At 51.7% G+C, this 24,248-nt stretch carries 21 protein-coding genes and 1 tRNA gene; 15 read left to right on the top strand and 7 right to left on the bottom strand.

Annotation, left to right across the window (positions count from 1 at the left end):
• Positions 1-207 precede the first annotated feature (207 nt).
• Entirely contained in the window at positions 208-1,917 is a 1,710-nt protein-coding gene (locus BBD38_RS06835) for a bifunctional diguanylate cyclase/phosphodiesterase (RefSeq protein ID WP_082989540.1), read from the bottom strand.
• A 222-nt stretch (positions 1,918-2,139) separates the two neighbouring features.
• Positions 2,140-3,546, bottom strand: a complete 1,407-nt coding sequence (locus BBD38_RS06830; RefSeq protein ID WP_066686097.1) for an amidophosphoribosyltransferase — start codon at positions 3,544-3,546, stop codon at positions 2,140-2,142.
• Positions 3,547-3,910: 364 nt separating this feature from the next.
• Between BBD38_RS06830 and BBD38_RS06825 the strand changes: the two genes are divergently transcribed.
• Together BBD38_RS06825 and BBD38_RS06820 are read left to right on the top strand one after the other, a co-directional pair.
• On the top strand, positions 3,911-5,113 hold the full coding sequence (locus tag BBD38_RS06825) for a sensor histidine kinase (RefSeq protein WP_172807782.1): 1,203 nt from the start codon (positions 3,911-3,913) through the stop codon (positions 5,111-5,113).
• Between the two features lie 130 nt (positions 5,114-5,243).
• Positions 5,244-6,374 (top strand): EVE domain-containing protein, encoded by a 1,131-nt coding sequence (locus BBD38_RS06820; RefSeq protein WP_066686094.1) that lies wholly within the window; start codon positions 5,244-5,246, stop codon positions 6,372-6,374.
• Positions 6,375-6,696: 322 nt separating this feature from the next.
• Here BBD38_RS06820 and BBD38_RS06815 read toward each other — a convergent pair.
• The 3 genes from BBD38_RS06815 to BBD38_RS06805 form a co-directional block, all read right to left on the bottom strand.
• Positions 6,697-6,773: transfer RNA gene (locus BBD38_RS06815), tRNA-Met, on the bottom strand.
• 90 nt (positions 6,774-6,863) lie between these two features.
• Entirely contained in the window at positions 6,864-7,325 is a 462-nt protein-coding gene (locus tag BBD38_RS06810) for a hypothetical protein (protein WP_066686092.1), read from the bottom strand.
• On the bottom strand, positions 7,318-7,842 hold the full coding sequence (locus BBD38_RS06805; protein WP_066686086.1) for a CarD family transcriptional regulator: 525 nt from the start codon (positions 7,840-7,842) through the stop codon (positions 7,318-7,320). Before BBD38_RS06805 ends, BBD38_RS06810 begins: the two co-directional genes overlap by 8 nt.
• A gap of 288 nt (positions 7,843-8,130) precedes the next feature.
• Here BBD38_RS06805 and BBD38_RS06800 point away from each other — a divergent pair, with 288 nt between their 5' ends.
• A complete protein-coding gene (locus BBD38_RS06800) occupies positions 8,131-9,600 on the top strand; it encodes a carboxylesterase/lipase family protein (RefSeq protein WP_066686081.1) in 1,470 nt (489 codons plus the stop codon).
• A 58-nt stretch (positions 9,601-9,658) separates the two neighbouring features.
• On the opposite strand, the gene BBD38_RS06795 is transcribed toward BBD38_RS06800, so the two are convergent.
• A complete protein-coding gene (locus BBD38_RS06795) occupies positions 9,659-10,504 on the bottom strand; it encodes a tyrosine-type recombinase/integrase (protein WP_066686079.1) in 846 nt (281 codons plus the stop codon).
• A gap of 354 nt (positions 10,505-10,858) precedes the next feature.
• Between BBD38_RS06795 and BBD38_RS06790 the strand changes: the two genes are divergently transcribed.
• Complete coding sequence (locus BBD38_RS06790; RefSeq protein ID WP_066686072.1) at positions 10,859-11,896, top strand: LacI family DNA-binding transcriptional regulator; 1,038 nt, start codon at positions 10,859-10,861, stop codon at positions 11,894-11,896.
• Positions 11,897-12,179: 283 nt separating this feature from the next.
• On the top strand, positions 12,180-13,445 hold the full coding sequence (locus tag BBD38_RS06785; RefSeq protein ID WP_066686485.1) for an L-rhamnose isomerase: 1,266 nt from the start codon (positions 12,180-12,182) through the stop codon (positions 13,443-13,445).
• Between the two features lie 100 nt (positions 13,446-13,545).
• Here BBD38_RS06785 and BBD38_RS06780 read toward each other — a convergent pair whose 3' ends face one another.
• On the bottom strand, positions 13,546-13,911 hold the full coding sequence (locus tag BBD38_RS06780; RefSeq protein WP_066686070.1) for a helix-turn-helix domain-containing protein: 366 nt from the start codon (positions 13,909-13,911) through the stop codon (positions 13,546-13,548).
• Between the two features lie 316 nt (positions 13,912-14,227).
• Between BBD38_RS06780 and BBD38_RS06775 the strand changes: the two genes are divergently transcribed.
• From BBD38_RS06775 to BBD38_RS06730, 10 genes are all read left to right on the top strand, one after another.
• Positions 14,228-14,992: a glucose 1-dehydrogenase gene (locus tag BBD38_RS06775; protein WP_066686068.1), complete on the top strand. Its 765-nt coding sequence runs from the start codon at positions 14,228-14,230 to the stop codon at positions 14,990-14,992.
• Positions 14,993-15,020: 28 nt separating this feature from the next.
• The gene (locus BBD38_RS06770) at positions 15,021-16,523 is read left to right on the top strand and encodes a sugar ABC transporter ATP-binding protein (protein ID WP_066686066.1); all 1,503 of its coding nucleotides are present in this window, start codon (positions 15,021-15,023) and stop codon (positions 16,521-16,523) included.
• Positions 16,524-16,536: 13 nt separating this feature from the next.
• Positions 16,537-17,508 carry an ABC transporter permease gene (locus tag BBD38_RS06765; RefSeq protein WP_235829109.1) on the top strand — a complete coding sequence of 324 codons (972 nt, stop codon included), beginning with the start codon at positions 16,537-16,539 and terminating at the stop codon, positions 17,506-17,508.
• A 70-nt stretch (positions 17,509-17,578) separates the two neighbouring features.
• Positions 17,579-18,673: a sugar ABC transporter substrate-binding protein gene (locus BBD38_RS06760; RefSeq protein ID WP_066686064.1), complete on the top strand. Its 1,095-nt coding sequence runs from the start codon at positions 17,579-17,581 to the stop codon at positions 18,671-18,673.
• 173 nt (positions 18,674-18,846) lie between these two features.
• A complete protein-coding gene (locus BBD38_RS06755) occupies positions 18,847-19,896 on the top strand; it encodes an NAD(P)-dependent alcohol dehydrogenase (RefSeq protein ID WP_066686063.1) in 1,050 nt (349 codons plus the stop codon).
• A gap of 22 nt (positions 19,897-19,918) precedes the next feature.
• The gene (locus BBD38_RS06750; protein WP_066686061.1) at positions 19,919-20,779 is read left to right on the top strand and encodes a class II fructose-bisphosphate aldolase; all 861 of its coding nucleotides are present in this window, start codon (positions 19,919-19,921) and stop codon (positions 20,777-20,779) included.
• Positions 20,780-20,857: 78 nt separating this feature from the next.
• Complete coding sequence (locus BBD38_RS06745; RefSeq protein ID WP_066686481.1) at positions 20,858-21,976, top strand: PfkB family carbohydrate kinase; 1,119 nt, start codon at positions 20,858-20,860, stop codon at positions 21,974-21,976.
• A 29-nt stretch (positions 21,977-22,005) separates the two neighbouring features.
• On the top strand, positions 22,006-22,407 hold the full coding sequence (locus BBD38_RS06740) for a VOC family protein (protein ID WP_066686059.1): 402 nt from the start codon (positions 22,006-22,008) through the stop codon (positions 22,405-22,407).
• 20 nt (positions 22,408-22,427) lie between these two features.
• The gene (locus BBD38_RS06735; protein WP_066686057.1) at positions 22,428-23,270 is read left to right on the top strand and encodes a transketolase; all 843 of its coding nucleotides are present in this window, start codon (positions 22,428-22,430) and stop codon (positions 23,268-23,270) included.
• Between the two features lie 10 nt (positions 23,271-23,280).
• Positions 23,281-24,246, top strand: coding sequence for a transketolase family protein (locus tag BBD38_RS06730; protein ID WP_066686055.1), 966 nt, complete (start codon positions 23,281-23,283; stop codon positions 24,244-24,246).
• Positions 24,247-24,248 lie beyond the last annotated feature (2 nt).

Genomic DNA, 24,248 nt, shown 5'->3' with positions numbered 1-24,248 from the left:
TCGCCCCCGGCCCGGTGCAGCCTCAGCATCACAAACCGCGCGGCGGGCTGCGCGATGCAAGCCTCGACCACGAAGGAAATGGTAAAATTCCATTATTGCACTTCGCTTTTGAATTCCGTGAATCAGTCAAAAAAAAGCGCGAGACCAAATTTGGTCTCGCGCTGAACCATTATACGCGCCTGAATCCAATTCATATTTTGAATAGATTTACGGCCTTAAAAATTCCCGCTCGAATTCATCTTCGGAAACAGGCCTGCCAAACAGGAAGCCCTGGATCAAATCGAGGTTCATGCTTTCGACAATGCCGTACTCCTCCTCGGTTTCCACGCCTTCGAGGCAAACGCGGATTCCGACGTTGTGGCACAGTTCCACAACAAAACGGATGAAGGTGGCGTCAAAGGAACGCTCCTTGATTCCCTGCACGAACATCCGGGAAATTTTTACGATATCCGCGGGAGACTGCTTAAGGATTCCGAGGGAGGAATATCCCGTCCCGAAATCATCCATGGCAATCTTAAGCCCCAGCTCGCGCATTTGGGAGAAACGGTCCTGAAGGGAACCGATGTTGGAGGCGATATAACTCTCCGTAAGTTCCACGGCAATATGCTTCGGCGCAACCCCGTTTTCCCGCATACAGTCCTGCATAAATGCAATAAAGCCGGGCTCCTCGAGCTGCAGCCAGGATAAATTGATGCTCAGTATAAAATCCTTTTTCTTTTTCAGCCATTTTGCGCACGTCCGTACGCTCTGCTCGAAAATCCACCGCCCAACGGGAAGGATCAGCCCGCTTTCTTCGAGGAGGGGAATGAATTCCAGCGGCGGTACGTCGCCATATGCCGCGCAGGACCACCGCGTAAGAACCTCCGCGCCCGTAAGCTGCCTGCCCGCGGCGTCCACCTGCGGCTGGAAGCGGAGGGAAAAGCCGGAAAATCCGTTTTCCACGCTTGCGCGCAGCCATTCCGTCAGCGCAAGGTCCCGTTCCCGCGCAACCAACATTTCCTTGTCAAAAAACACCAGCCTGTTTTTCCCGCCGCGTTTTGAATATTCGAGCGCGCAGCCCGCATGCTTCATCAAATCGGAATAGGTAGTTCCGTCCTCCGGCGCGGATATACATCCGGCGGAAACGGTACAAAAATATTTTTTGTCGTCGTAAATTTGCTGGTGGTTCAGCGCGGCCTGTACCTTTTGATAGCATTTTTCGATATCCGCCGTGTCCGCGCCGCGAAGGATTGCGCCGAATTCATCCCCGTCCAGCCGGTAAAGGGCGGTATCGAACGGCAGCAGGGATTGGATTTTCTGGGCGACAACGCGAATTATTTCATCCCCGAACGGACGGCCGTACAGGTCGTTAATGTGCCGGAAATCGTCGATCCCAAATACCAGGAGGGTAAATGGATTCCCATCGTTTTCCAACAAGCGGACGACTTCGTTTTCAAATTCAAACTTATTGAATAGGCCCGTAAGGTGGTCCACCTTATTCTTTTTCCCAAGGTTTGAAATAATTCCTGCAAAAATACGGGGCCTGCCGTTTTCATCCCGTTCGAGATGGCCGCGGCACCGCAGCCACACCCAATCCCCGTCACGGTTTTTTGCGCGGTATTCCACAAAATGGCAATCGGTCACACCGTCAAGGATTTCCTGGTTGGATTCAAGGAACGCCTTTTTGTCGTGTTCGTGAACGTTTGCGCCCCAGACGCGTGCCGCATCCGGAACAATTTCCCCCGGCAGGTCAAATTCCTCCACCATTGCTTTTGGATAACGGAAAACGCCTGTATCCATATTGCAGACATAAATATAATCGTCGGTGCTCTGGACCAACGCATCGTACAGGTATTCCTGATCGTATTTAAAATTTTCAGGGACATGGGCCGAAGAAGCGCCCTCGCCAGATTGCATCTGTTTGTCGTCTCGATTCATAATAATTCCCGCACAGGACTAAGAGTAATTTCAAAAACAAAACCGGATATATTGCTATTATAGCGAAAAAGTGGCTGTACGTAAACGATAAAAGAACAGAAATGGTCATTAAAAATTATTCTTTAAAGCCTCAAAAAATCCTCTGGATGTAAAACCATGTTTTATCCGCAAGGCTGAATCGATCCGACCGAAATAACCGCCTTGGAATCCCCAAGCCTGTTCTTATTCTTTTCCATTCCAGCAATAGGTGCACAGCTTGCACGGATCGATACCCACGGAGGCCTGTACGTCGTCCAGCCGGTGGTAACGCAGGGAGGTCAGGTGCAGTTCACGGCATACCTGTTCCGTAAGGTCCGCATGGCGGGCGCTGTCCGGGTCGGCATATTCCTGGAGGGTCTCCATAGAGCTGCTTTTTTCCTGCCGGGCGATAATCTTGCGTGCGATCAGGTCAAGGTCCGAGGTGGAGCGTGAAAAGTTCAGGTATTTGCAGCCGAACAAGATAGGCGGGCATGCTGAACGCACATGCACCTCGCGCGCGCCGCTCAGGTACAAAAATTCGGTTGTCTCGCGCATTTGTGTCCCGCGGACAATGGAATCGTCAATCATCAGCAACTTTTTTCCTTTGATGAGGTCTGCGACGGGAATCAGCTTCATATGGGCGATCAGGTTGCGCAAATCCTGCTTTTGCGGCATGAAGGAACGCGGCCATGTAGGCGTATATTTGATAAACGGACGCGCAAAGGGAATTCCGGAATGATTCGCATATCCGATTGCATAGGCCGTACCGGAATCCGGTACGCCCGATACCGAATCGGGCTGCACGTCAACATCGTGCGACGCAAGGAGCCGTCCTCCTTCATAGCGCATCTGCTCGACATTCACACCCTCGTAATAGGTGGTGGGGTAGCCGTAATACGTCCACAAAAAGGTACAGATTTTCATTTCCTCTTTGGGCGGCAGGATTTGCTCCACGCCGTCCGGCGTAATCAATACCACCTCGGCGGGACCTAATTCCCGCAAATCCCGGTAGCCGAGGTTCAGGTACGAAAAACTCTCCGAAGCCACGCAATAGCCGTCGTCCTTTTGTCCCAATACAAGCGAAGTGCGGCCCACATTGTCCCGCGCGGCGTAAATGCCGTCCTTGGTAAGGACGAGCATTGTCATAGACCCGTCGATCATCTCCTGCGCATAACGGATTCCTTCCGCAAACGTTGACTGGCTTCCCACCAGCGCCGCCACCAATTCGGTGGGGTTCAGGTGCCCGTTGCCCATTTCGGAAAACTGTGCAAAATGGTTTTGGAAACATCTGTCGATGATTTCATCGGCGTTGTTGATGCGACCAACCGTAGCCACCGCATAGGTGCCGAGGTGGGAACGCACGGTCAGCGGCTGCGGCGCGGTATCCGAAATACTGCCGATGCCCATTGGCCCCGTCAGGTCTTCCACGTCCCGTTCAAATTTGGTTCGGAAAGGAGAATTCTGGATTCCGTGAATCGCGCGCAGGAAGCGCCCTCCTGAATATACCGTCATGCCGCCCCGGTAGGTGCCCAGATGCGAATGATAGTCCGTCCCGAAAAACAGGTCGTATGCACAATTCCCCTTTAATGCCGCTCCAAATACACCGCCCAATTGCTTATCCTCCGTTGCTGGTTTCTTCCCCCATTATATCATTTCAAGGAATCGGGTACTATACCAAAAGGAAATTTCCATGTTAAAGATTAGGAAAAGCCTGTATGGCACCGGAAGAAGGTAAGACGGCAAGCCATGTTTGTTCCTGCGGCTCATCGTATTACTGTTGATAGCCCGGCGACTGGCTTCTTGGATGCTGCTGTGCCTGTTATCAAACCGCATCGTCCGTAGAAATAACGGATTAAAAAAAGTATAATAATATATAAAGACAAAGACTGTGAAAGAAGGTGGAGCGGTTTCGATGGCCTTTAAATTTATACTTCCCATATTTATGACCATTGCCGCCTGTATTTTTTTGTGTCTGATGACGGATTTTCGTTATGGTAAAAAACGGGTGTGGATTACCCTGATCCTTGGTATGGCGGCAATCATCGGCTTCAATCTTGCGGCATACCTGCTGCTCCGGTATGAGCTTTATTCCCGTATTTCGCTGCTGGTGCTCCACCTGCCCATGCTTTTACTATTCCTGCTGCTTTCCAAATATCGGGATTTCCGGACAGTTTTTTCATGGCTGACCGCCAATTCGGTTGTCTATCTGATTACGCTGGCAGGTCTTTTTTTTACGATTTGTTTTGCGGGACAGCCTGCCGCGGACTATGCAGGCCGGCTTGCGGCGGCGATACTGCTATTTTTTCTGTGGAAAAGCCTGCGGCCCCTGTATCTTTCTATGCAAAAAGCATTGAAGCGGGGCTGGGGAATTTTTTGCCTGATGCCGCTTGGCTATTATGCGGCCGCATACTTCTTCATTATGCGCGTGCCGATGGCCGGGCGTAGTGAAAACCTGCCGCTGCAGCTGTTGATGACCTGCGTAGTGGTTGCAGCCTACTGCCTGCTTTTCCTGTTTTTCCGGCAGATGCGCGAAACCATGCGCAAGGAAAACGAACGGCAATTGCTCAAAACGCAGGTGAAAGCCTTCGAAAGATACAGGGAGGAAATACGGCAGGGGCAGCAGCAGATTTCCATCCTGCGCCATGATATGCGCCATTACACGGTTCATATGGCCGCCCTGCTCAGGGAGGATAAAACGGGGGAAGCGCTGCGGCTGACAGAGCATTTGGACGATGCCCTGCTGCGTGCCACACCGGCGCGGCGGTGCGAAAACGACCTGCTGAATCCCGTTCTTTCCTACTATTTACAACGTGCCGATCAGGAAGAAATAGAAGTGGAAGCAAATCTTGACCTGCCCCGATCCCTTCCTGTGGACGATACGGAGCTTTCCATTGTCTTCGCCAATGCGATTGAAAACGCAATCCACGCCTGCGGGCGGCAGGAGCCGGGCGAACCCCGCCGGATTATCCTCGACGCCGTTACCAACGCCCGCGTCACGATCAGGATTTCCAATACCTATGGAGGGGAAGTGCGCTTTGATAAACATGGGAGGCCGATTGCGGATGGTGATGGATACGGTATCGGGACGCAAAGCATTCTCGCGTTTGCAAAAAAGTACGGCGCTTTCTGCCGGTTTGCGGTAGAGGACGGCCTGTTTTGCCTGTATCTGCAAATATAGTGGCGTTCAACTACATTTCATATTTTATTTGAACATATAAGAGTCATTTTTTAATATTTTTGGCATAATTAGGAATAAACATATGATATACTAAATATATATTCAAAATATCACATAAGAGGAGTTTGGAATGGCCTACTATATTGATCTGTTTTCGCCAGATACTTATCAAGCATTCGCCAAATCTGAACAAACAATATCTGGCTTTCGAAATAGGCAAAAAGGGATTGCTTCTTCTGTTAAAATAGGTGATAAACTCATATGTTACATGACTAGGTTATCACGTTGGGTTGGTATATTAGAGGTTACAAGTGAATTTTTCATTGATGATACTCCAATATTTATACCATCTAATGATCCTTTTGTTGTTCGATTTAATGTGATTCCCAACTGTTGGTTATCTCCCGAAAACTCGATTCCCATAAATGATGATATATGCTGGAACAATTTATCATTTACGAAGGACTTACCAAAGGGTAGTCTTGCGTGGACAGGAATGGTAAGAGGAAGTCTGCGGAAATTACATGATGAAGATGGGAAGTATCTAGAAAAGATATTACTTAATCAACAAAAATCGCTTCGCAAGTATGAACTCACAGAAGCTGATCAGAAAAAGTATAAGCCTTCGGTGGTAAAAACTGAAAACAGTCAAGTAGTTGTATCTATTCCAGATAATGAGACTTCTATTGATGACAGTCACAAACATCAGAAGATGGAGCAACGGGATTCGATAAAAATGCAAGCATTGTTAGCGAAAATTGGCGAACGAATGGGATTGAAAATCTGGTTGCCAAAGAGTGATCGGCAAAGAGTTCTTGATATTTGGAAGCCGGGGGAAGGGAGTCTCCTTGAACAACTTCCTCTAAATTATAATGAGGCTACCTTAAGCACTATTGAAAATATTGATGTATTATGGATAAAGAGGCGATCCATAAAAAGAGCATTTGAAGTTGAGCATACGACTTCAATTTATTCTGGTATATTGAGAATGGCTGATCTAATGACCTTACAACCGAATCTTAATATAAAGGCACACATTATAAAGGCACACATTGTAGCCCCACTTGATCGCAGGACAAAGGTATTGATGGAAATATCAAGACCTGTTTTTGCATTTTTGGAAAATGGTCCGTTGGCAGAATCATGTACCTATATTTCTTATGATGCAATTAAGGAGTTATCACAGGAAACTAGACTTGAATATATGAGCGATGAAGTAATTGAGGAATATGAAGAATATGCTGAGGAAGCTGACATTTAATTGGTCCTCCTAAGCACTAAGAGATTGATAAGTTGCAAAGGAAGAACAACATGCTTTTTACACGCTGTCTTTCAATTTTGGTAGCGGCGAGTGGATAGCGCGCACTTTGCCTTTGGCTCGTGCTTACATGAACCACCGGTGGTTCGAACCCAACACCATCAAATAAAAAAGCCCGCATCTTCGATACGAACTTTCTTATGTGGTAGCGGCGAGTGGATAGCGCGCACTTCGCCTTTGGCTCGCGCTTGCATGAACCACCGGTGGTTCGAACCCAACACCATCAAATAAAAAAGCCCGTATCTTCGATACGAACTTTCTTATTTGGTAGCGGCGAGTGGATTCGAACCACCGACCAATCGGGTATGAACCGAGTACTCTAGCCAACTGAGCTACGCCGCCATCTGATTAAATTGTCTTGCAATATAATATCATACGCGCATTTCAAAAGCAACAACTTTCCGGTGCGATCCGCAAAAATATTTTCCCGCCTCACCAAACGTCGTCCGCAATAGAAGTCGCGATGAATTCCTCTACCTGGTCAAACGGAATTCCCAGCAGAGCGGAGATTTCACCATGCAGATATCGTTTCGCACGCATGCCATATTCGCGTTCATCCGGCATCAGGCGCTTTTCGCGCTCCTGCATATATACGGTCTTAATAACCCTGACCCACTGGAGCTCGTCATATTTTTCCATAGCGTCCCTATAAAACTCCATGCGCACCTTGGCGCCGGGGGCCTGAATGGTCCGCGTATATGGAATCCGGCTGAGCACATCCTGCAATTCTTCCACGGGAATCACCCCGCGCACAATTTCGCCGCTGTTCACGGGAAGTGTTTGTATCTCCCCGGGGTTTTCATGCGATTCCAACTCCACTTGGCCTTCATGTACAGCCGTAACGCGCCATACGCCGCCGCTTTTGCAAAACACATAATCACCGGGTTTATACATGGCCGCCAGCCTCGGAATCCTGAATCTGTTCAAAAATAAACGGCAGCACTTCATCGCGCTCAAGCTTTAGCACATGGGCGAACTCGTCGTACAATGCCTTTTCCGCATCTTTCAGGAAATGCTCGTCGGATAAATGAAGCTTTTTTCCTTTTCCCTGCAATTCACGGCTATGAAGGTATAAAGCCTTGATGATCCGAATCAACTCCAGGCAGTCGCCGCCTGCAAGAATCTCTTTGTAACGGACTTTGCGTTCGCTTTCCTCTTCAATCCAAATCGGCTCTTCATGCGGTATCTGGCTGACAATCTTGTGCGCCTCCTCGGGGGAAAGCACCCGCCGCATTTTGGAAGTCAACTCTTCGTTTTGCGTGGGGACAAAAACGCGTGTGTCCTTTCCGTCGTAAATCGGCCGCAGGACATAATATTCAACGGGGGTTTGGCCAAAATCTTTTTTAGTAATTTCAACAATTTTGCAAACTCCCTGTATGCCATATAGAACCGATTCGTTTACCTGAAACATGGTATCCTCCTTTGCGTATTCCTAAGACAGCTCTGATAAAAAAACGCGCGGTTTGCATGGGCTGGACTTACGTTCCGCAAAGCAAACTGCACGCTGACCTTACATTTTTATTATACCATTTTTTCGGCAAAATGTCAGGAGAATTTTGAAGATGGTTTTTTATCCTGTAATCCCGCGAAAGGCCGTTTCAATTCAAAAATACGGTCCGGGAAAATGCCCGCCGGTGTTTTCATTTGCAATTTCGTGGTGTATCATAAAAGAAAACGGCATTTAAAGGAGATGTTTTTGTTGCAGGAATTTATAGCGCATGCACCGTGTGGAGCGGTTCGCGGATCGGAGGACGGCGGGGTAATTGCATGGAGGGGAATCCCATATGCCCAGCCGCCCGCGCGTTTTTCGCCGCCTATGCCCATGCAGCCGTGGAGCGGCGTGCGCGACGCCTTGGAGTTCGGCCCTTCCTGTCCGCAGGAGGATGTGAAGAGGGCGCCGATGGCGGAAGATTGCCTGTACCTTAATATATGGTCGCCCGGTACTGCGGGGAAGCGCCCGGTTATGTTTTTTATCCACGGAGGCTCGTTTGCGGGCGGCAGCGGCAGTGAAGAAGCATATAACGGCGCGAATCTCGCCCGGAACGGCGATGTTGTAGTTGTGACCTTTAACTACCGCGTGGGAATCCTGGGCTTTCTGGACTTTTCTTTTATCCATGACGACTTTCATGCCAACTGCGGGCTGTTCGACGTGCTCGAAGCCCTGCGCTGGGTAAAGGCGAATATTGCCGCCTTCGGGGGCGACCTGGATAATATCACCGTGTTTGGACAGTCGGCCGGGGGAACGATTACAAGCGTGCTGCCGGTGCTTCCGGCAGCACGGGGACTTTTTTCCAAATGTATTGTAATGAGCGGCGGCCCCACACTTTTGCAGGGATGCAGGGAAGGCCATCGTACGGCCCGTTCCTTTCTCGAATCGGCGGGCGTCAGGGACGCGCGCGGCCTGCGTTCCATTCCGGCGGAAGAGATTCCGGCATTCCAGCGCGAATTTGTCGCACACTGCGGGCTGGGGGCGGGAACCTTCCGTATTTCCGTAGACGGGGCGCTTGTGCCCGATTATCCAATTGCCGCGGCGCGTACGGGAATTGCCAAAGGAATTCCGATGCTGATCGGCACCACGCGGGAAGAGATGTCATTCCTGCTCATAAAACCATTGGCAAAGGCGCTTGATGTGGACGGGATTATGCAGGCGGGGGTAGAACACGAGGAAGACGAATGCAAGGAACGGATTCCGCTGGCCTACCGGCAGCGCTATGGGAAACGGCGTGGCCAGGCAATGATGTTTTCGGATATGGTGTTCCGTATGGGAAATATATGGTATGTGCAGGAATACGGCCGCCACTGCGATGTGTGGATGTACCGGTTTGACTATGAAACCCCGGCAATGAAGGTGAGCGGGCTGCATGCGTTTCACTCAAGCGACATTCCGTTTGTGTTTGGGAATTTCAAAGCAGGGATGGGAAAGCTTATTTTCCTGTTGTCCCCGTCAATGAAAAAGGTGCGGGAACTTTCGCAGGAAATGCAGCGGGATTTCGTTTCTTTCGCGCGGACGGGCAGGGCGGCGTGGCCGCAATGCCGGAATGGTGATATCCCGGCAAAATGTTATGGAAAACGGTGTTCGGTGAGTCCTGCCGTGGAAGAACAAATTGTCCGCCAATACGAAAATACGCATTTTAAAAAAACCAGCTTTATGAGCAGCAAGGAAGAATAAAGCAAAAGCGCACCACTTGGGCGGTGCGCTTTTGCTTTTGGGTATAGGAAAATAAATTTTACAGTCCAAGCTTCGCGAGCGTATGGCTTTTTTCATTGATGCTGCGCGAAGGAAGAATCTGCCGCGCGGCATACATTTTGTTTCCGAGCAGCTCGTTCAGCTCAAAGATGTTGTTTTCACTTTGCAGGTACATATATGAGAAAAATAACCGCAGGGCGCGCATGGTCAGCTTGGATTCGTCGATCTTCACCATTCCGCCCAAAACCTTAAGCTGGCGGCAAATATATGCGCGGTCGATGATGCGGTTCCTCCCCCTGCCATAAAAAATAATGCCGCTTTTGATGCCGTTTTCCTGGCAATATTGGCTCAAAACTTCCTGGAGGTTGCGCGAGATTATGATGTCCCATGTCTTCCCGCTGCGCTGCGCTTTTGCACAGCCGTTCTTCACCGCTTCCACCGTGATGAACTCGAGGTCGCTGTAATTGATGCCGGTGCCTGCAATCGTGCGGATAATATAGTAAAGCTTGCTGCCCTCGCGCGCGGCTGCGGCAAGGAGCTTCTTATATTCATTGCGCGTAAGCACATCGGGAAGATGGTCCGGCTGTTTTTTGCGGATATTTTTAATGCAAAAACGCTCTTCATGCATAAACCGGAACAGGCGGTTTGTGATGCCGATAATATTAATTGCCGTGGCATTTTTATATTTTGCTTCCACATGGTCGCGAAAATCTGCGACGTCTTCCGGGGTAATCCCGCGCGGGCCGCCCTCGTGCTCAAAATAGCTGTTCATATAAGCCAGGTTGCGCGCATAAACATTAAACGTGGAACCCGACAATCCTTTTTCCGCAAGCGCGTTCAGATATTCCTGCGTACCGCGCTTGAGTTTTTTCAACGTAATTTCCATCGTGTGCCCTCCTTTGGTCGTGGGAATATATATATTGAGGATAAAATTATTACTATTCCTATTTATATCATGTACAAATATTTCCACCAGACGGTGCGCGGAAATATCACTGGAAATAGTTGACCGGTTTGTGAAAAATCGGCTGGACACAAGGGGAAAAGCCAGGGGCCGGAGCATGTATGCCCTGCCAATGGAGAAAGAATGTAACCGGCAGTCCATTATGCAGGCCCCGGCCTTATTCCCGTATGCGCGGCGTTCAGTGAAAAATTGAGTTGACAAAAGGGAAAAGAATGCATATACTGCAATTAAAAGGTTTTAATAAAATTTTATACGGAGCCGCAGGGAAATATGCCGATGACAGGGAAAAGAAAAAAACCGAGAAAGCCGACGATGGTCGACGTCGCCGCCAAAGCGGGCGTGACGATAGGAACGGTTTCCCATGTAATCAATAAAACGGCGCCGATTTCCGGGGAAACAACGGAACGGGTGCTGGAGGCAATCAAAGAGCTGGGCTATAAGCCAAACTCCATTGCCCGCGCCCTGCGCACCCAAAAATCCAACGTGATCGGTTTGCTGCTGCCCGATGTAACGAATGATTTTTATGCTCCGGTTTTGAGTTCTTTTATCGACAGCGCCTACACGGACGGCTACACGGTTCTTGTTGTCAGCTATCAATACAGCGGGGAACGTGAAGCGGTCGAGATGGAACGCCTGGCGGATAAAAATGTGGACGGTATCCTTTTGTTCAACGGCTTTGACGATCTCGAGCTGCTCCGGCGCATGAAAGCGGAAGACATGCCCGTTGTGGTTGCGGACCGCCGGGTGGAGGGAATAGACCTCCCGACGGTTGAGTTCGATAATATTGCAACGGCAAGCGAGGTCGTTGGGCTGATGTGCCGAAAGGGCTACAGGAAGATCGGGTTCCTTTCCGAATCCATCCGGTTAAAAAACCTGAAGGACCGCTACGAAGGCTATATAAAAGGCCTTACAGGAAACGGCCTCCCGGTTCGCCAGGAGTTTATTTATATCAGCGAAGACATGGAAATGAATAACCTGGAAAAAGGATATTCCCACATGAAACAGGTGCTCGAAAGCACAGGGCCGGAAAATCTTCCCGACGCCATTTTTGCAACGACGGACCTGCTGGGCATCGGCGCGGCGCGTGCGTTCCGGGAAGCGGGCTTCCGCATTCCGGAAGAGATTGGTATCGTCGGTTTCGATAATATTTCCTTTACGGATTTTGTGGAGCCAAAGCTCACCACGGTGGACCAAGATAAGGTGCTGATGGGCCGCATCGCGTGGGAGATCATGAAAGAAGCGCTCGACGGGGAAGGCAATGAAGTGCGGCATGCAGTCCTTCCGCAGAGGATTATCCTCAAAGGCTCCTGCTGACGCTGCGGAAATCGGGCGGTCCGGCGCACAGGCGCGCTGTAAATTCAAAATTACTGATTACGGCTGTTTCCGGCGTAACAAAAACACAAACAAATTTTTCTGCGTAAATAAAATGTAATGGGACCGGTGTTTACCGGTTTGGTGCAAACTAAAGGATAATTAAAACGTTTTCACAAGAAAGGATGGTACTTTTTACAGCAAATTATTAAAACGATTTAATAGGCGGATTCAAAATCAACGCATGAATTTGTCAAAAAAGGAATACCAGAAAGGATATGGAAAAATGAAAAAAGGGAATGTAATGCAGCAGTATGAAGCGGCGAAGGAACGCTATGAGGAATACGGAGTGGATACGGACGCGGCGCTGCGGGCAATGGACGAGGTGGAGATATCGATGCATTGCTGGCAGGGAGACGACGTCACGGGCTTTGAGTTAAGCGAGCAGGGAATGTCGGGGGGCATCCTGGCCACGGGCAATTACCCCGGACGGGCGCGCAATGCGGAAGAGCTGCGCGCGGATTACGGGAAAGCGTTCTCGCTGGTTCCGGGCAAACAGCGCGCAAATCTGCATGCGTTCTACCTCGAGACGAATGGAAAGCATGTGGACCGCGACGCGGTGGAGGTCAAATATTTTGAGAACTGGATGCAGTGGGCGCAGGAGCTTGGCATCAAGCTGGATTTTAATACGTCGATGTTTTCCCATCCGAAATCGGAAGCGGGCTATACGATTGCAAGCTATGACGACGGGATTCGCGAATTCTGGATCGAGCACGGCAGGCGCTGCCGCGATATCGCGGAGGAGATGGGCAAACGTCAGGGAAGCCCGTGCGTGCTGAACCACTGGATGGTGGACGGCAGCAAGGACTCGCCGGTGGACCGGTACGACAGGCGGGCGCTGTTTGTAAAAAGCATGGACGAAATCCGCGCCAGGAATATCTCGAAGGATTATGTGCTGGACGCAATCGAGAGCAAGCTGTTCGGCATCGGGCTTGAAAGCTTTACGGCTGGCTCGGGAGAGCTTGCGCTCGGCTACGCGATTACGCGGGATATCATGCTGACGTGCGACCTCGGGCATTTCCATCCCACGGAAAGCGTTGCGGACAAGGTTTCATCCGTGCTGCAATTTATCGACAAAATGCTTCTGCACACAAGCCGCCCGGTGCGTTGGGACAGCGACCATGTTGTGCTCCAGAATGATGAAACGATGGCGCTGATGCAGGAGGTGGTACGCGCGGACGCGCTTCGGAGGGTCTATATTGCGCTCGATTTCTTTGATGCGAGCATCAACCGGATCGCCGCGTGGGTCATCGGCACGCGGGCGACGCAGAAAGCGCTGCTGTCGGCGCTGCTCGAGCCGCAAAAAATGCTGCTCGAGGCGGAGCGCGAAGGAGATACCACCTATCGCCTGGCCCTTGTGGAAGAAATGAAAAACATGCCCGCGAACGCGGTATGGGATTATTATTGCGAAAAGAGCGGCGTGCCGGTCGGGATGGATTGGTTCGGCGAAGTGAAGCAATATGAAAAAGACGTTTTGCTGGGAAGGGATTAAGCCAAAGGCCCGGCACGACCGCCGGAAATACATGGTTTCAAAAAAAACTGCCTGCACGCCGGTGCAGGCAGTTTTTTTTACTTTTTTTTCAGCGAACCTCTTATAGCGCGGATTTCTTTCGTGATGCGAACGTATTCGAGGCTCCAAACTTTTTATCCGATGAAGCCCTTGATTGTTGATCGCGAAGCTCCAGCAGTTCGATATACTTTTCCAGGTCGCGAAGGCTTTCGTCCTTGAGGGCGGCCAGCCGTGTTTCCCAATAGGAATGTTCGGGGACGCTCTCGAGCCCAAGCAGGTAATCGGCGCTTACGCCAAAAATTTTCGCCATCTGCCGGATGGTTTCGTCGGTCAGGGGAATTTTTCCCGTTTCATATTTTGAAATTGCGGATTTTTGAACATTTAAAAGCTGCCCAAGTTCTTCCTGGGTCAAGTGTTTTTTCAGCCGCAAATCCCGAATCCGGTTCATTCTCCAGTCCTTTATCCTTCCTACTGTCGCCTTGAAAAACGGGCTTTTCTATATGATAAATCAATCTAAAACAATTCCTTATTAAATTATAGGAAAAACGAATTAAAATAGATAGCGAATATCCTAATAAGAAATATTTGTATTGACAATATCCTAACAAGAAACTATAATACGAATTGGATTTAATAATTCTGACGGGTAAGACGAAAGCCCACACCCGGAACCATGTTCATGGCCGCATCCAATCAAGCGGCTTGTATCTGAAAAAAACGAACTGAATAAAGCTTACGAATGAATAATCGGAGGGGGACTGAAGATGTACTTGGAGAGTTTGTTTGGCCTTGAAGGCAAGGTGGCGGTCGTAACGGGAGGCGGCCGCGGAATCGGGCAGGTCGTTGCGCGCGGCCTTGCAAAAGCAGGGGCGGAAATCGCAATTTTGTGCCGCTCGGGTGCGGATGAGACGGTTTCTTTGATCGAAGCGGACGGCGGAAAGGCCTGTTTTCTTAAAACAGACGTGACCAAAGAAGAGGAAGTGGAAAAAGCCATGCGAGCAATTGTGGACCGGTCCGGGTCGCTCGATATTGTTTTTAACAATGCGGGCGTCTGTATGCACCAGGACACAATGGATGCGACGGTGGAGGAATTCCGCGAGGTAGTGGATATCAACCTGACGGGCGAATTTATCGTGGCGCGCACCGCCATCCGGATCATGCTGGAAAGGAAAACCAAGGGCAGCATCATTAACATGGCGTCTATGTCGGGCAGCATTGTAAACGTGCCGCAGTGGCAGGTTTCCTATAATGCGTCCAAGGCGGGCGTGATTCATATGACGCGGTCCCTCGCGGCGGAATTTGCCAAAACGGGAATCCGCGTAAACAGCTTAAGCCCGGGCTATATCGCAACGCCGATGTCGGCCGATACGCCAAAGGAGCTCCGCGACGCATGGATGCCGCTTATTCCCATGCACCGCATGGGCGACCCGGAAGAGCTGATGCCGGCAATCCTGTACCTTGCGAGCGGCGCGGCCGGATACACGTCGGGCAGCGACGTGATCGTAGACGGCGCATATACATGTATTTAATTTCAATTTCAATAAGGGGGAGGGAATTATGGCTGAAAATACAGCAATTAAGTTGGAACTGAAACACATTTCAAAATCATTTCCCGGAGTAAAGGCCTTAAACGATGTGAGCTTCCAGCTCCGCCGCGGTACGACCCACGTACTGTGCGGCGAAAACGGGGCGGGGAAATCCACCCTGATGAAAATCATCAATGGAATTTACAAGGAAGACGAGGGCGATATTTTCGTGGATGGCCAAAAGGTCAAAATCCGCGATCCGTTGCATGCGCGGAATCTTGGAATCGCCATGATCTACCAGGAACTGTCGTTTGTGCCGGACCTTACTCTCGAGGAAAACATCTGCCTCGGGCATTGGCCCATGAAGGGCAAGGGCGCGATCGACTGGAAGGCGGTACGCAAAAAAACGATGGAGCTCCTTGAGCAGGAAGGGCTTCCCTACGCGCCGGATACGAAGCTGCGCAGCCTGAATGTTTCGGATATCCAGATGATTGAAATCCTGAAAGCGGTATCCTTCAACGCGGATATCATCATCATGGACGAGCCGACCTCGGCAATCACCTCCAAAGAGGTGGAACGGCTGTTTGAAAAAATCGAACAGCTGAAGCAGCGCGGGGCGAGTATCGTTTACATCTCGCACAAGATGGATGAAATTTTCCAGATTGCGGACGATATCACCATCCTGCGCGACGGCAACGTAATCGAAACGCATGAAGCGGGGGACATCGACGAAAAGACCGTGATCGAACTGATGGTGGGGCGGAAAATCGAAAACCAATATCCCAAGGAAGAAGTCGAGATTTCGGATGAAATGCTCCGTGTGGAGGGCCTCACCAGTGAAGGAACCTTCCATGACATAGATTTTCATGTGAAAAGAGGAGAAATCGTCGGTTTTGCAGGCCTGATGGGCGCCGGGCGGACGGAAGTGATGCGCTCCCTTTTTGGCCTCGACCGTTATGACAGCGGGACAATTTCCGTAAAGGGAAAAGAGGTCAGGATCAAAAGCGTGCAGGACGCAATACAGAATGGAATTGCAATGCTGTCCGAAGACCGCCGCCGGTACGGCATCGTTCCGCTGCTGAGCGTAGAGGAAAACATCGCGCTTGCCGCGCTGGATAAATTTATCAGGAAAGGCCGCTGGTATAAAAAGGAAGAATTCGACGCGGTGCGTTCCATGTGCGAAAAAATGCGGGTTAAAACACCGACGCTCGAGACTAAGGTATTCTCGCTTTCCGGCGGTAACCAGCAGAAGGTTATCCTCGCCAAATGGATGGTGCGCGAGCCCGATATCCTGATTCTCGACGAGCCGACACGCGGCATCGACGTCGGGGCAAAGAGCGAGATATACCAGCTGATGATGGAACTGGTAAAGCAGGGAAAAAGCATCATTGTGGTTTCGTCCGAGCTTCCCGAACTCATCGGCATGTGCGACCGCGTTTACGTCATGCACGAAGGCTACATGACGGGGATGCTTGAAAAGAACGAACTTTCGCAGGAGGCTGTTATGCAGCTGGCCGTAAAATCTGTGCAATAGAAGGAGTAAAGCAATGGAAAAACAAATGACACTTAATAAAGGAAAGAAAAATTTCCTTAGCAAATACAGCCTGATTTTTATTCTGGTCATATTCATGATCGTATGTACGTTTGCCAACGAAAACTTTTTGACCTCAACCAACCTCATCAATGTATTCCGCCAGCAATCGGTTGTCATTATGCTGGCCCTCGGCGAAATGATCCTGATTATTGCCGGATTGCTCGACTTGTCCTGCGGCTCGGTGGTCGCGTTTGCGGGCGTCGTATCCGTCCTTGCCTATAAATCGATTCCCAATTTGTTCGTGGGCTTTGCGGTGGCGATCGGCGTAGCGCTTGCGATCAATGCGCTCAACGGGCTGATGGTAACGAAATTCAAAACGCCGCCTTTCATCGCCACCCTCGCAACGCAGGCAATTGCCCGCGGCGCGGCGCTCTATATTACGGGCGGCCAGAACGTTTACGAAATCGGCGACTATAACGCAGTCGGCCAGGGCTCCTTCGGCCCGATCCCGATTCCGGTCATCATCATGCTGATCGCGCTCGCCGTTATGATCTATGTCATGCGCTATACGCGCTTCGGGCGCTCCACCTATGCGGTCGGCGGGAACGAAGAAGCCGCAAACGCATCGGGCATCAAGGTGAACGCCGTCAAAATGAAGGCCTACCTTGTCAACGGTATACTCGTCGGCGTCGCGGCGCTGGTGTTCATGTCCCGTGTCAACGGCGGCCTGCCTAACGGCGCGAAGGACTATGAATTTGACGCCCTCACGGCGACGATCATCGGCGGCACAAGCTTTACCGGCGGCGTGGGCAACCCGATCGGGACGCTTCTCGGCGCGCTGATCGTCGGCTTCCTCGGCAATATTATGAACCTGATGTCGGTCGACTCGTATATCCAGCAGATTGTCCGCGGTGCGATCATTGCATTTGCCGTAATTATCGATATTTATTCCAAAGACCGGCAAACCAGTAAATCAAACAAATAAAGTTTTCTTCCGGTTCCGATACCTACGCAGCGGAAGAAAAAATGAAATATAAAATTATGAGGAGGAAAGTATGAAAAAATTAGTCAGTATTATCTTAGTAAGCGTGATGCTCGCAGCCGTTGCTCTCACGGGCTGCGCGAGCACGGAACAGCCGGCGGCTTCTTCGGATGCCGGAACAGACGCCCAGGTGTCCGCGGCTCCTGCCGAATCGTCTGCGGCCGCAGACAGCGGCGAAAAGGCCGAGGGCGGGAAATACAAGGTCGCTTATGTGGCCCGTACCCTTTCCGACGTATTCGCTTCATGGCTCGCATCCGAAATGCAGAAATCGGCGGAGCAGTATTCCGATACCTACACGCTTGACGTGCTGGATTCCCAGGGCGACCCGGAGAAGGAAAACTCCCTGCTTGAGAATTGCATTACACAGGGCTATGACTGCGTTATCATCCAGCCGAACGACGGCGAGCTCCAGCGGCCGTATGCGGAAAAACTGGTGGAAGCGGGCATTAAGGTAATTACCACGAATGCGAAGATACCGGACCTTGAAGGCGCTTCCAGCGTTGACGCGGACCCGTACGAACAGGGCGCAGTCCTCGCCAGGGACGCGGCGGAAAAAATTCCGGAAAACGGCAAAATCGTGATCCTGAACTGCCTGCCGGGCAACCTGCATACGACGACCCGCTATAAAGCGTTCCAGGAAGAATTGCTTGCAAAACGCCCCGATATCGAGGTGCTGGGCGACCAGATCATCGAGCAGGGCAGCGAAGCGGATGCAATGGCGGTATTTGAAGACTGGGCGCAGTCCTATGGCACATGGGATTGCACGCTGACCACCTCCGACGCGCTTGCGCAGGGCTTCATCAACATGGCAAAAGACAACCCGGCATTTGAAAATACCCTCGTATACGGCGTAGACGGCACGGCGGGCGGAATGCTCAACGTAATCGACGGTACGCAGACGGCGACCTGCCTGCAGAATGCGATCGAGCTCGGCGAACTGAATACGAAGCTGGCAAACGAGCTCCTTACGGGCGCAACCGAGCAGGAAGATTATGCAATTGACGCAATCCTTGTGGATTCCAGCAACGTGGACGAATACATCAAAATCTACATCGACAACGGACAGCTCACGGAAGCTGAAGTAAAACAGCATCAGGACGCTGCCTGACCATTCAAAAAACATCTGCAACCGGGAACATCCGGCCGGGCCGTTCAAACGGCGGCCCGGCCGAACTGAAAATGATGTGCGTGGGTGATTGAAAAAAGCTTGGGACTGCAGGCGAAAGGCGGCATATTGCCGCCTTTGCGCAGCGGTCCGCGCAATGAGAGGAGACTGGGATATTGAAGGGAACAATGAAAGTCGCCGTTATGAACGGCGTGGGAAAAATGGGATATACGGAACGGCCGATCCCGCAGCCAAAGGACGACGAGGTATTGGTGAAGCTGGAATATGTGGGAATTTGCGGTTCGGACCTTCACTTTTATGAAGCGGGAGCCATCGGCGACCACGTGGTGGAGCCGCCTTTTGTTTTGGGGCACGAACCCGGCGGCACGGTGGTTGAAGTCGGGAAGGACGTAAAACACCTCAAGGTGGGGGACCGCGTCGCGCTTGAACCGGGGAAAACCTGCGGGCATTGCGAATTCTGCAAAAGCGGCCGGTATAACCTCTGCCCGGACGTCATCTTTTTTGCGACCCCCCCTGTGGACGGGGTCTTCCAGGAATATGTGGCGCACGAAGCGGACCTGTGCTTCAAGCTTCCGGATAATGTGAGCACGCTTGAAGGCGCGCTGATCGAACCGCTGGCGGTTGGCTTCCATGCCGCGAACCAGGGCGGGGCCGAGCTCGGGCAGACGGCGGTCGTGATGGGCGCGGGCTGCATTGGCCTCGTATCCATGATGGCGCTGAAAGCCAAGGGCGTTTCCCAGGTTTATGTGGTGGATATCATGCCGAAGCGGCTGGAAAAAGCGATGGAGCTTGGCGCGACAGGCGTAATCAACGGCGCGGAGCAGGACGTGGTTCGCGAAATTATGGAGCTGACGGAAGGAAAGGGATGCGACCTTGTCATCGAGACCGCCGGCAACGAAATTACCATGCAGCAGGCAATTAAAGGGGCGAAAAAAGGCGGCACCGTTGTTTTCGTGGGATATTCCATCAAGGATAACGCAAGCGTTCCCATGAACCTTGCGCTCGATAAGGAACTGACCTTTAAGACAATTTTCCGCTACCGCAATATTTACCCGATGGCAATTGAAGCGGTTGCTTCGGGCAAGGTGGATTTGAGGAACATCGTAACGGATATTTTCTCGTTCGACGATATCCAGAACGCAATGGACCAGAGTGTGGAGAATAAAGCGAATATCGTGAAAGCGGTTGTAAAAATAGCGGACTGAAAAAAACAGCGGAGGAAACAGAATGTCGCTTGTAAATATGAAGGAAATGCTTATGCACGCGCGGGAAGGCGGCTATGCGGTCGGACATTTCAACGTGTTTAACACGGAAATGCTGCGCGGCGTGGTGATGGCAGGGGAAAAACACAATTCGCCGATTATCCTCGCTTTCGCGGAAGTGTTTGAACAACTGGTAACAATTGAAGAGTTCGCCCCTGCCATGATCGCGGCAGCGAAGGCTGCGAGCGTGCCGGTCGCTGTCCATCTCGACCATTCCAAGACGTTTGAATATATTAAACGCGCGGTTGGCGCGGGCTTCACATCCGTCATGATCGACGCCTCCGACCAGACGTTTGACGAAAATGTACGGCGCACAAAGGAAGTGGTTTCGCTGTGCGGACCGAAAAATGTGACGGTGGAAACGGAGCTCGGGCATGTGGCCGGGCTGGAAGGCTATGAAAACGGCTATGAAGACAGCGCGGACGAATACACGGATGTGCAGGAAGCCAAAGAATTTATCCGTGAAACCGGGGCGGATGCGCTCGCGGTGGCCATCGGTACGGTGCACGGGGTTTATAAAAAGGAACCCGAGCTGAACATCGAACGGCTGAAGGAACTGCGGCGGGAAGTGCCGGTTCCGCTCGTGATGCACGGGGGAAGCGGCCTTTCGGACCAGGATTTTCGGAACACCGTTCAAAACGGAATTACGAAAACAAATATTTTTACAGACCTCACCCTTGCGGCCAAAAAATCCTTGCGCGAAAATTGCGTGGACGGCGGCGGCCGACAGCTTGGTTATCTCGACCTGTGCGTAAGAACTGCGGAAGCGGTGTGCGCGGAGGCGGAGAAAAAAATCCTCCTGTTCGGTTCGGCGGGGAAACGGTGAATCGCTGTACGGGCGGCGGAAAACGCGCCTTTTGTGAACTCCGCGCGTTTTCTGAAACCGGGAAAGGAAGAATCCAATATGCAGGAAAAACTGGCAGGAAAACTCAAAAACGCGGTTAAAAAGCGCCGCCCTGCGGTGATTGGCTTTGACGGCTTCATCGACGAAGTGGTCCATGTGGTGGAAAAACGCCTGGACCCCGAACACTATGCGCGCGTGCGCACCATTGCGGATTATGCGGATATGGTCCGCAACGGCGCAGGGCTCAGCACCAGCATGGAAATTGTGACCGTCGCAAAAAAGCTCGGCGGCAACGGCCCCAATATGTCGATCGGCCTGAAGAATTACGGAATTGACCTCACCTACATCGGAACGGTGGGGACGGGCGGCCTTGATCCGGTCTATGCGCCGCTTGCGGAGGGCTCGCGCATCATCGGCGTGGCCGACCCGGGCCAAACGGATGCGGTAGAGTTCGAGGACGGGAAGATCATCCGCTGCAAGCTCGTTCCCTTGAACCTTATGAGCTGGGAAGACGTCAAGCGCAAGGTGGGCCTCGAAGAGCTGATCCGCCTGGTGTGCGGGGCGGAGCTCCTGAGCTTCAGCAACTGGTCGATGATTATGCACATGAGCGAAATTTGGGAAGGGCTGCTTACGGAGGTGCTGCCCCATGTAGGGAACCGGGCGGAAAAAACGCTGTTTATTGACTTTGCCGATCCGGAGAAGCGTAGCGGCGGGGAAATCCTCGACGCGGTGCGCCTGCTGGAGCGGTTCCAGGAAACCGGCGTAAAAACCTCCCTTGGGCTCAATAAAAAGGAAGCGTGCGAATTCGCGGAATTGTTCGGCAGGAAAATTGCGGATTACCGCGAATACCCGCTCGAAGAACTGACCCGCTTTGTAGCGGAGCATATAAAGATCGATTGCCTGGTGGTGCATCCGGTTAAAAAGGCGGCATGCGTGACAGGCGGCAGTTATTACGAAGTGGACGGACCCTTCTGTGCGAATCCGGTTTTGAGCACGGGCGCGGGGGATAATTTCAATGCGGGCTTTGCCTACGGCTACCTGTGCGGCTTCGAGCCGGAGCTGTCGCTGATGCTCGGGACGGCGACGTCGGGCTTTTATGTGCGGAACGGGCGCACGGGCACTGCGGAAGAAATAGAACATTTTTTGATGGAGTGGAAAGAAGGAACGCTGGACTGCTGAAAGCAGCGGCCTGAACGGAGGAAAAAAACATGGCAAAGATGGAAGGTCTTGCGCACATCGGCGTATTTGTATCTGATTTACAAAAATCAAAGAAATTTTACGAAGATATACTCGATTTTAAAACAATATGGGAATGCAGGGTAAAGGAAGCGGACGGAACGACGACGGACGTCGCCTTCGTACAGAACGGCTGCCTGACGCTTGAACTGGTGCGGCTGGAAAACCTGCAAAAACGGACGGATGGAATCGTAGACCATATCGCAATGAAGGTAGAGGATATTGAAGCGGTAAAAGAGACTTTGATTTCGCGGGGCATTGCGTTCGAGACAAACGAGGTTGTTTTCAATGCGGACGTTTTCCCGAACGGATCAAAATGGATTTTATTCCGCGGGCCGGATTATGAACATCTTGAGCTTACGGAAGTGTTATAGAAGGCGATAGGAGAAAAATTATGGAAAATCAGGGAATAAGAGATACGGAAAAATTTGCGGTGGAAATCCGCATGCAGGTGATTCGCCAGCTTGCAAAGCTTGGTTTCGGGCATGCGGGCGGCTGCCTGTCTGTGGCGGACGTAATTGCTTCGCTTTACAGCGGCATCATGAATGTAGACCCGAAGGACCCGCAAAAAAAAGAACGGGACAGGCTGGTTGTCTCCAAGGGACACGCGGGGCCGGCGCTTTATGCGGCGCTCGCGCTCAAGGGCTTTTTCCCGATGGACTGGCTCGATACGCTGAACCAGGGCGGGACGCACCTTCCAAGCCACTGCGACGGCAATAAGACGCCGGGAATCGACTGCACGACAGGCTCCCTCGGGCAGGGGCTCTCCCTTGCGGCGGGCATGGCGTACGGACTCAAGCTTGACGGGATGCCGAATATGGTATACGCGATTTTGGGGGACGGCGAATGCCAGGAAGGGCAAATCTGGGAGGCGGCGCTTGCCGCGCCGAAATTCGGGCTGGATAACCTCGTTTGCTTTGTGGATTACAACAAAATACAGCTTGACGGCACGGTGGAGGAGATTATGCCGCTCGAAAGCCTGTTTATGAAATTTCGTTCCTTTGGATGGCATACGCAGCAGGTAAACGGCAACGACCCGGCGTCGATCTTCGCAGCCGTGGAGCTTGCGAAAAAAGAGACGGGCCGCCCGAGCGCAATATTGCTCGATACCGTAAAAGGATACGGATGCAGCGAGGTTGCGGCGCTCGGCTGCCTGAGCCACCATATGGATATGCCGGAAGACCTTGCGCAGCGCTGCATGGCGGAGCTTGAGGAGCAGATGAAACAATACGAATAGGAGAAGCGATATGAAAATTCAACTTGCATTTCATAACGAGACGGAAGCCGCGCCGCTGAGCTCGGCCTATACGGATACCATTGCGGAATTAATGGAGGACGACAGGGATGTGGTTTCCCTTGACGCGGACCTCATGAAGGCGATCAAAATCGACCAGATACAGGAACGGTTCCCGGACCGCGTGCTAAACGTCGGCATCCAGGAAGGGAATATGATCGGTATGGCGGCAGGCATGGCGCGCGTAGGGAAGAAGGTCTATGCGCATACGTTCGCGCCGTTCATTACACGCCGGGTTTTTGACCAGATATTTATTTCCTCGGCCTATGGGAAAAACCCGATCCGCCTGTATGGAAGCGATCCGGGCATCTGCGCGAAATTCAACGGCGGCACGCATACCACGTTTGAAGATATTGCCATGATGCGCACGCTTCCGGACATTTACCTGTTCGAGATCACGGACAGCACGATGTTCAAAAGCCTGATGCACGCGACCCGGGACGAAAACAGGATTATCTATTTCCGCGCGGACCGTGCCCCGGCTGTGAAGGTATACGACGACTCGAGCGAATTCGCGCCCGGAAAGGGCGCCGTTCTGAAAGAGGGAACGGATGTAACGGTCATTGCCTGCGGAATTATGGTAAGCGAAGCCCTTGTGGCGGCGGAAAAGCTGGAGCAGGAGGGAATCTCCGCAGCGGTCATCGATATGTTCACCATCAAACCGATCGATCGGGAACTGATTGTGGAATATGCGAAGAAAACGGGCGCAGTTGTGACGGCGGAGAACCATAATGTAAACGGCGGCCTCGGGGACGCGGTGGCGTCCGTACTCGCGGAAGAACAGCCCACGGTGATGCGCAAGCTGGCTGTGCGCGATGAATTCAGCGAGGTAGGCCCGATGGATTACCTGCGGGAACGCTTTCATCTGAATGCGGAAGGCGTGACCGCGGCCGTAAAAGACGTTCTGCAGCATAAATAAGA

It is taken from the genome of Christensenella intestinihominis (assembly GCF_001678845.1).
Lineage (GTDB): Bacteria > Bacillota > Clostridia > Christensenellales > Christensenellaceae > Christensenella > Christensenella intestinihominis.
This window is presented reverse-complemented; position numbering and strand designations above follow the sequence as displayed.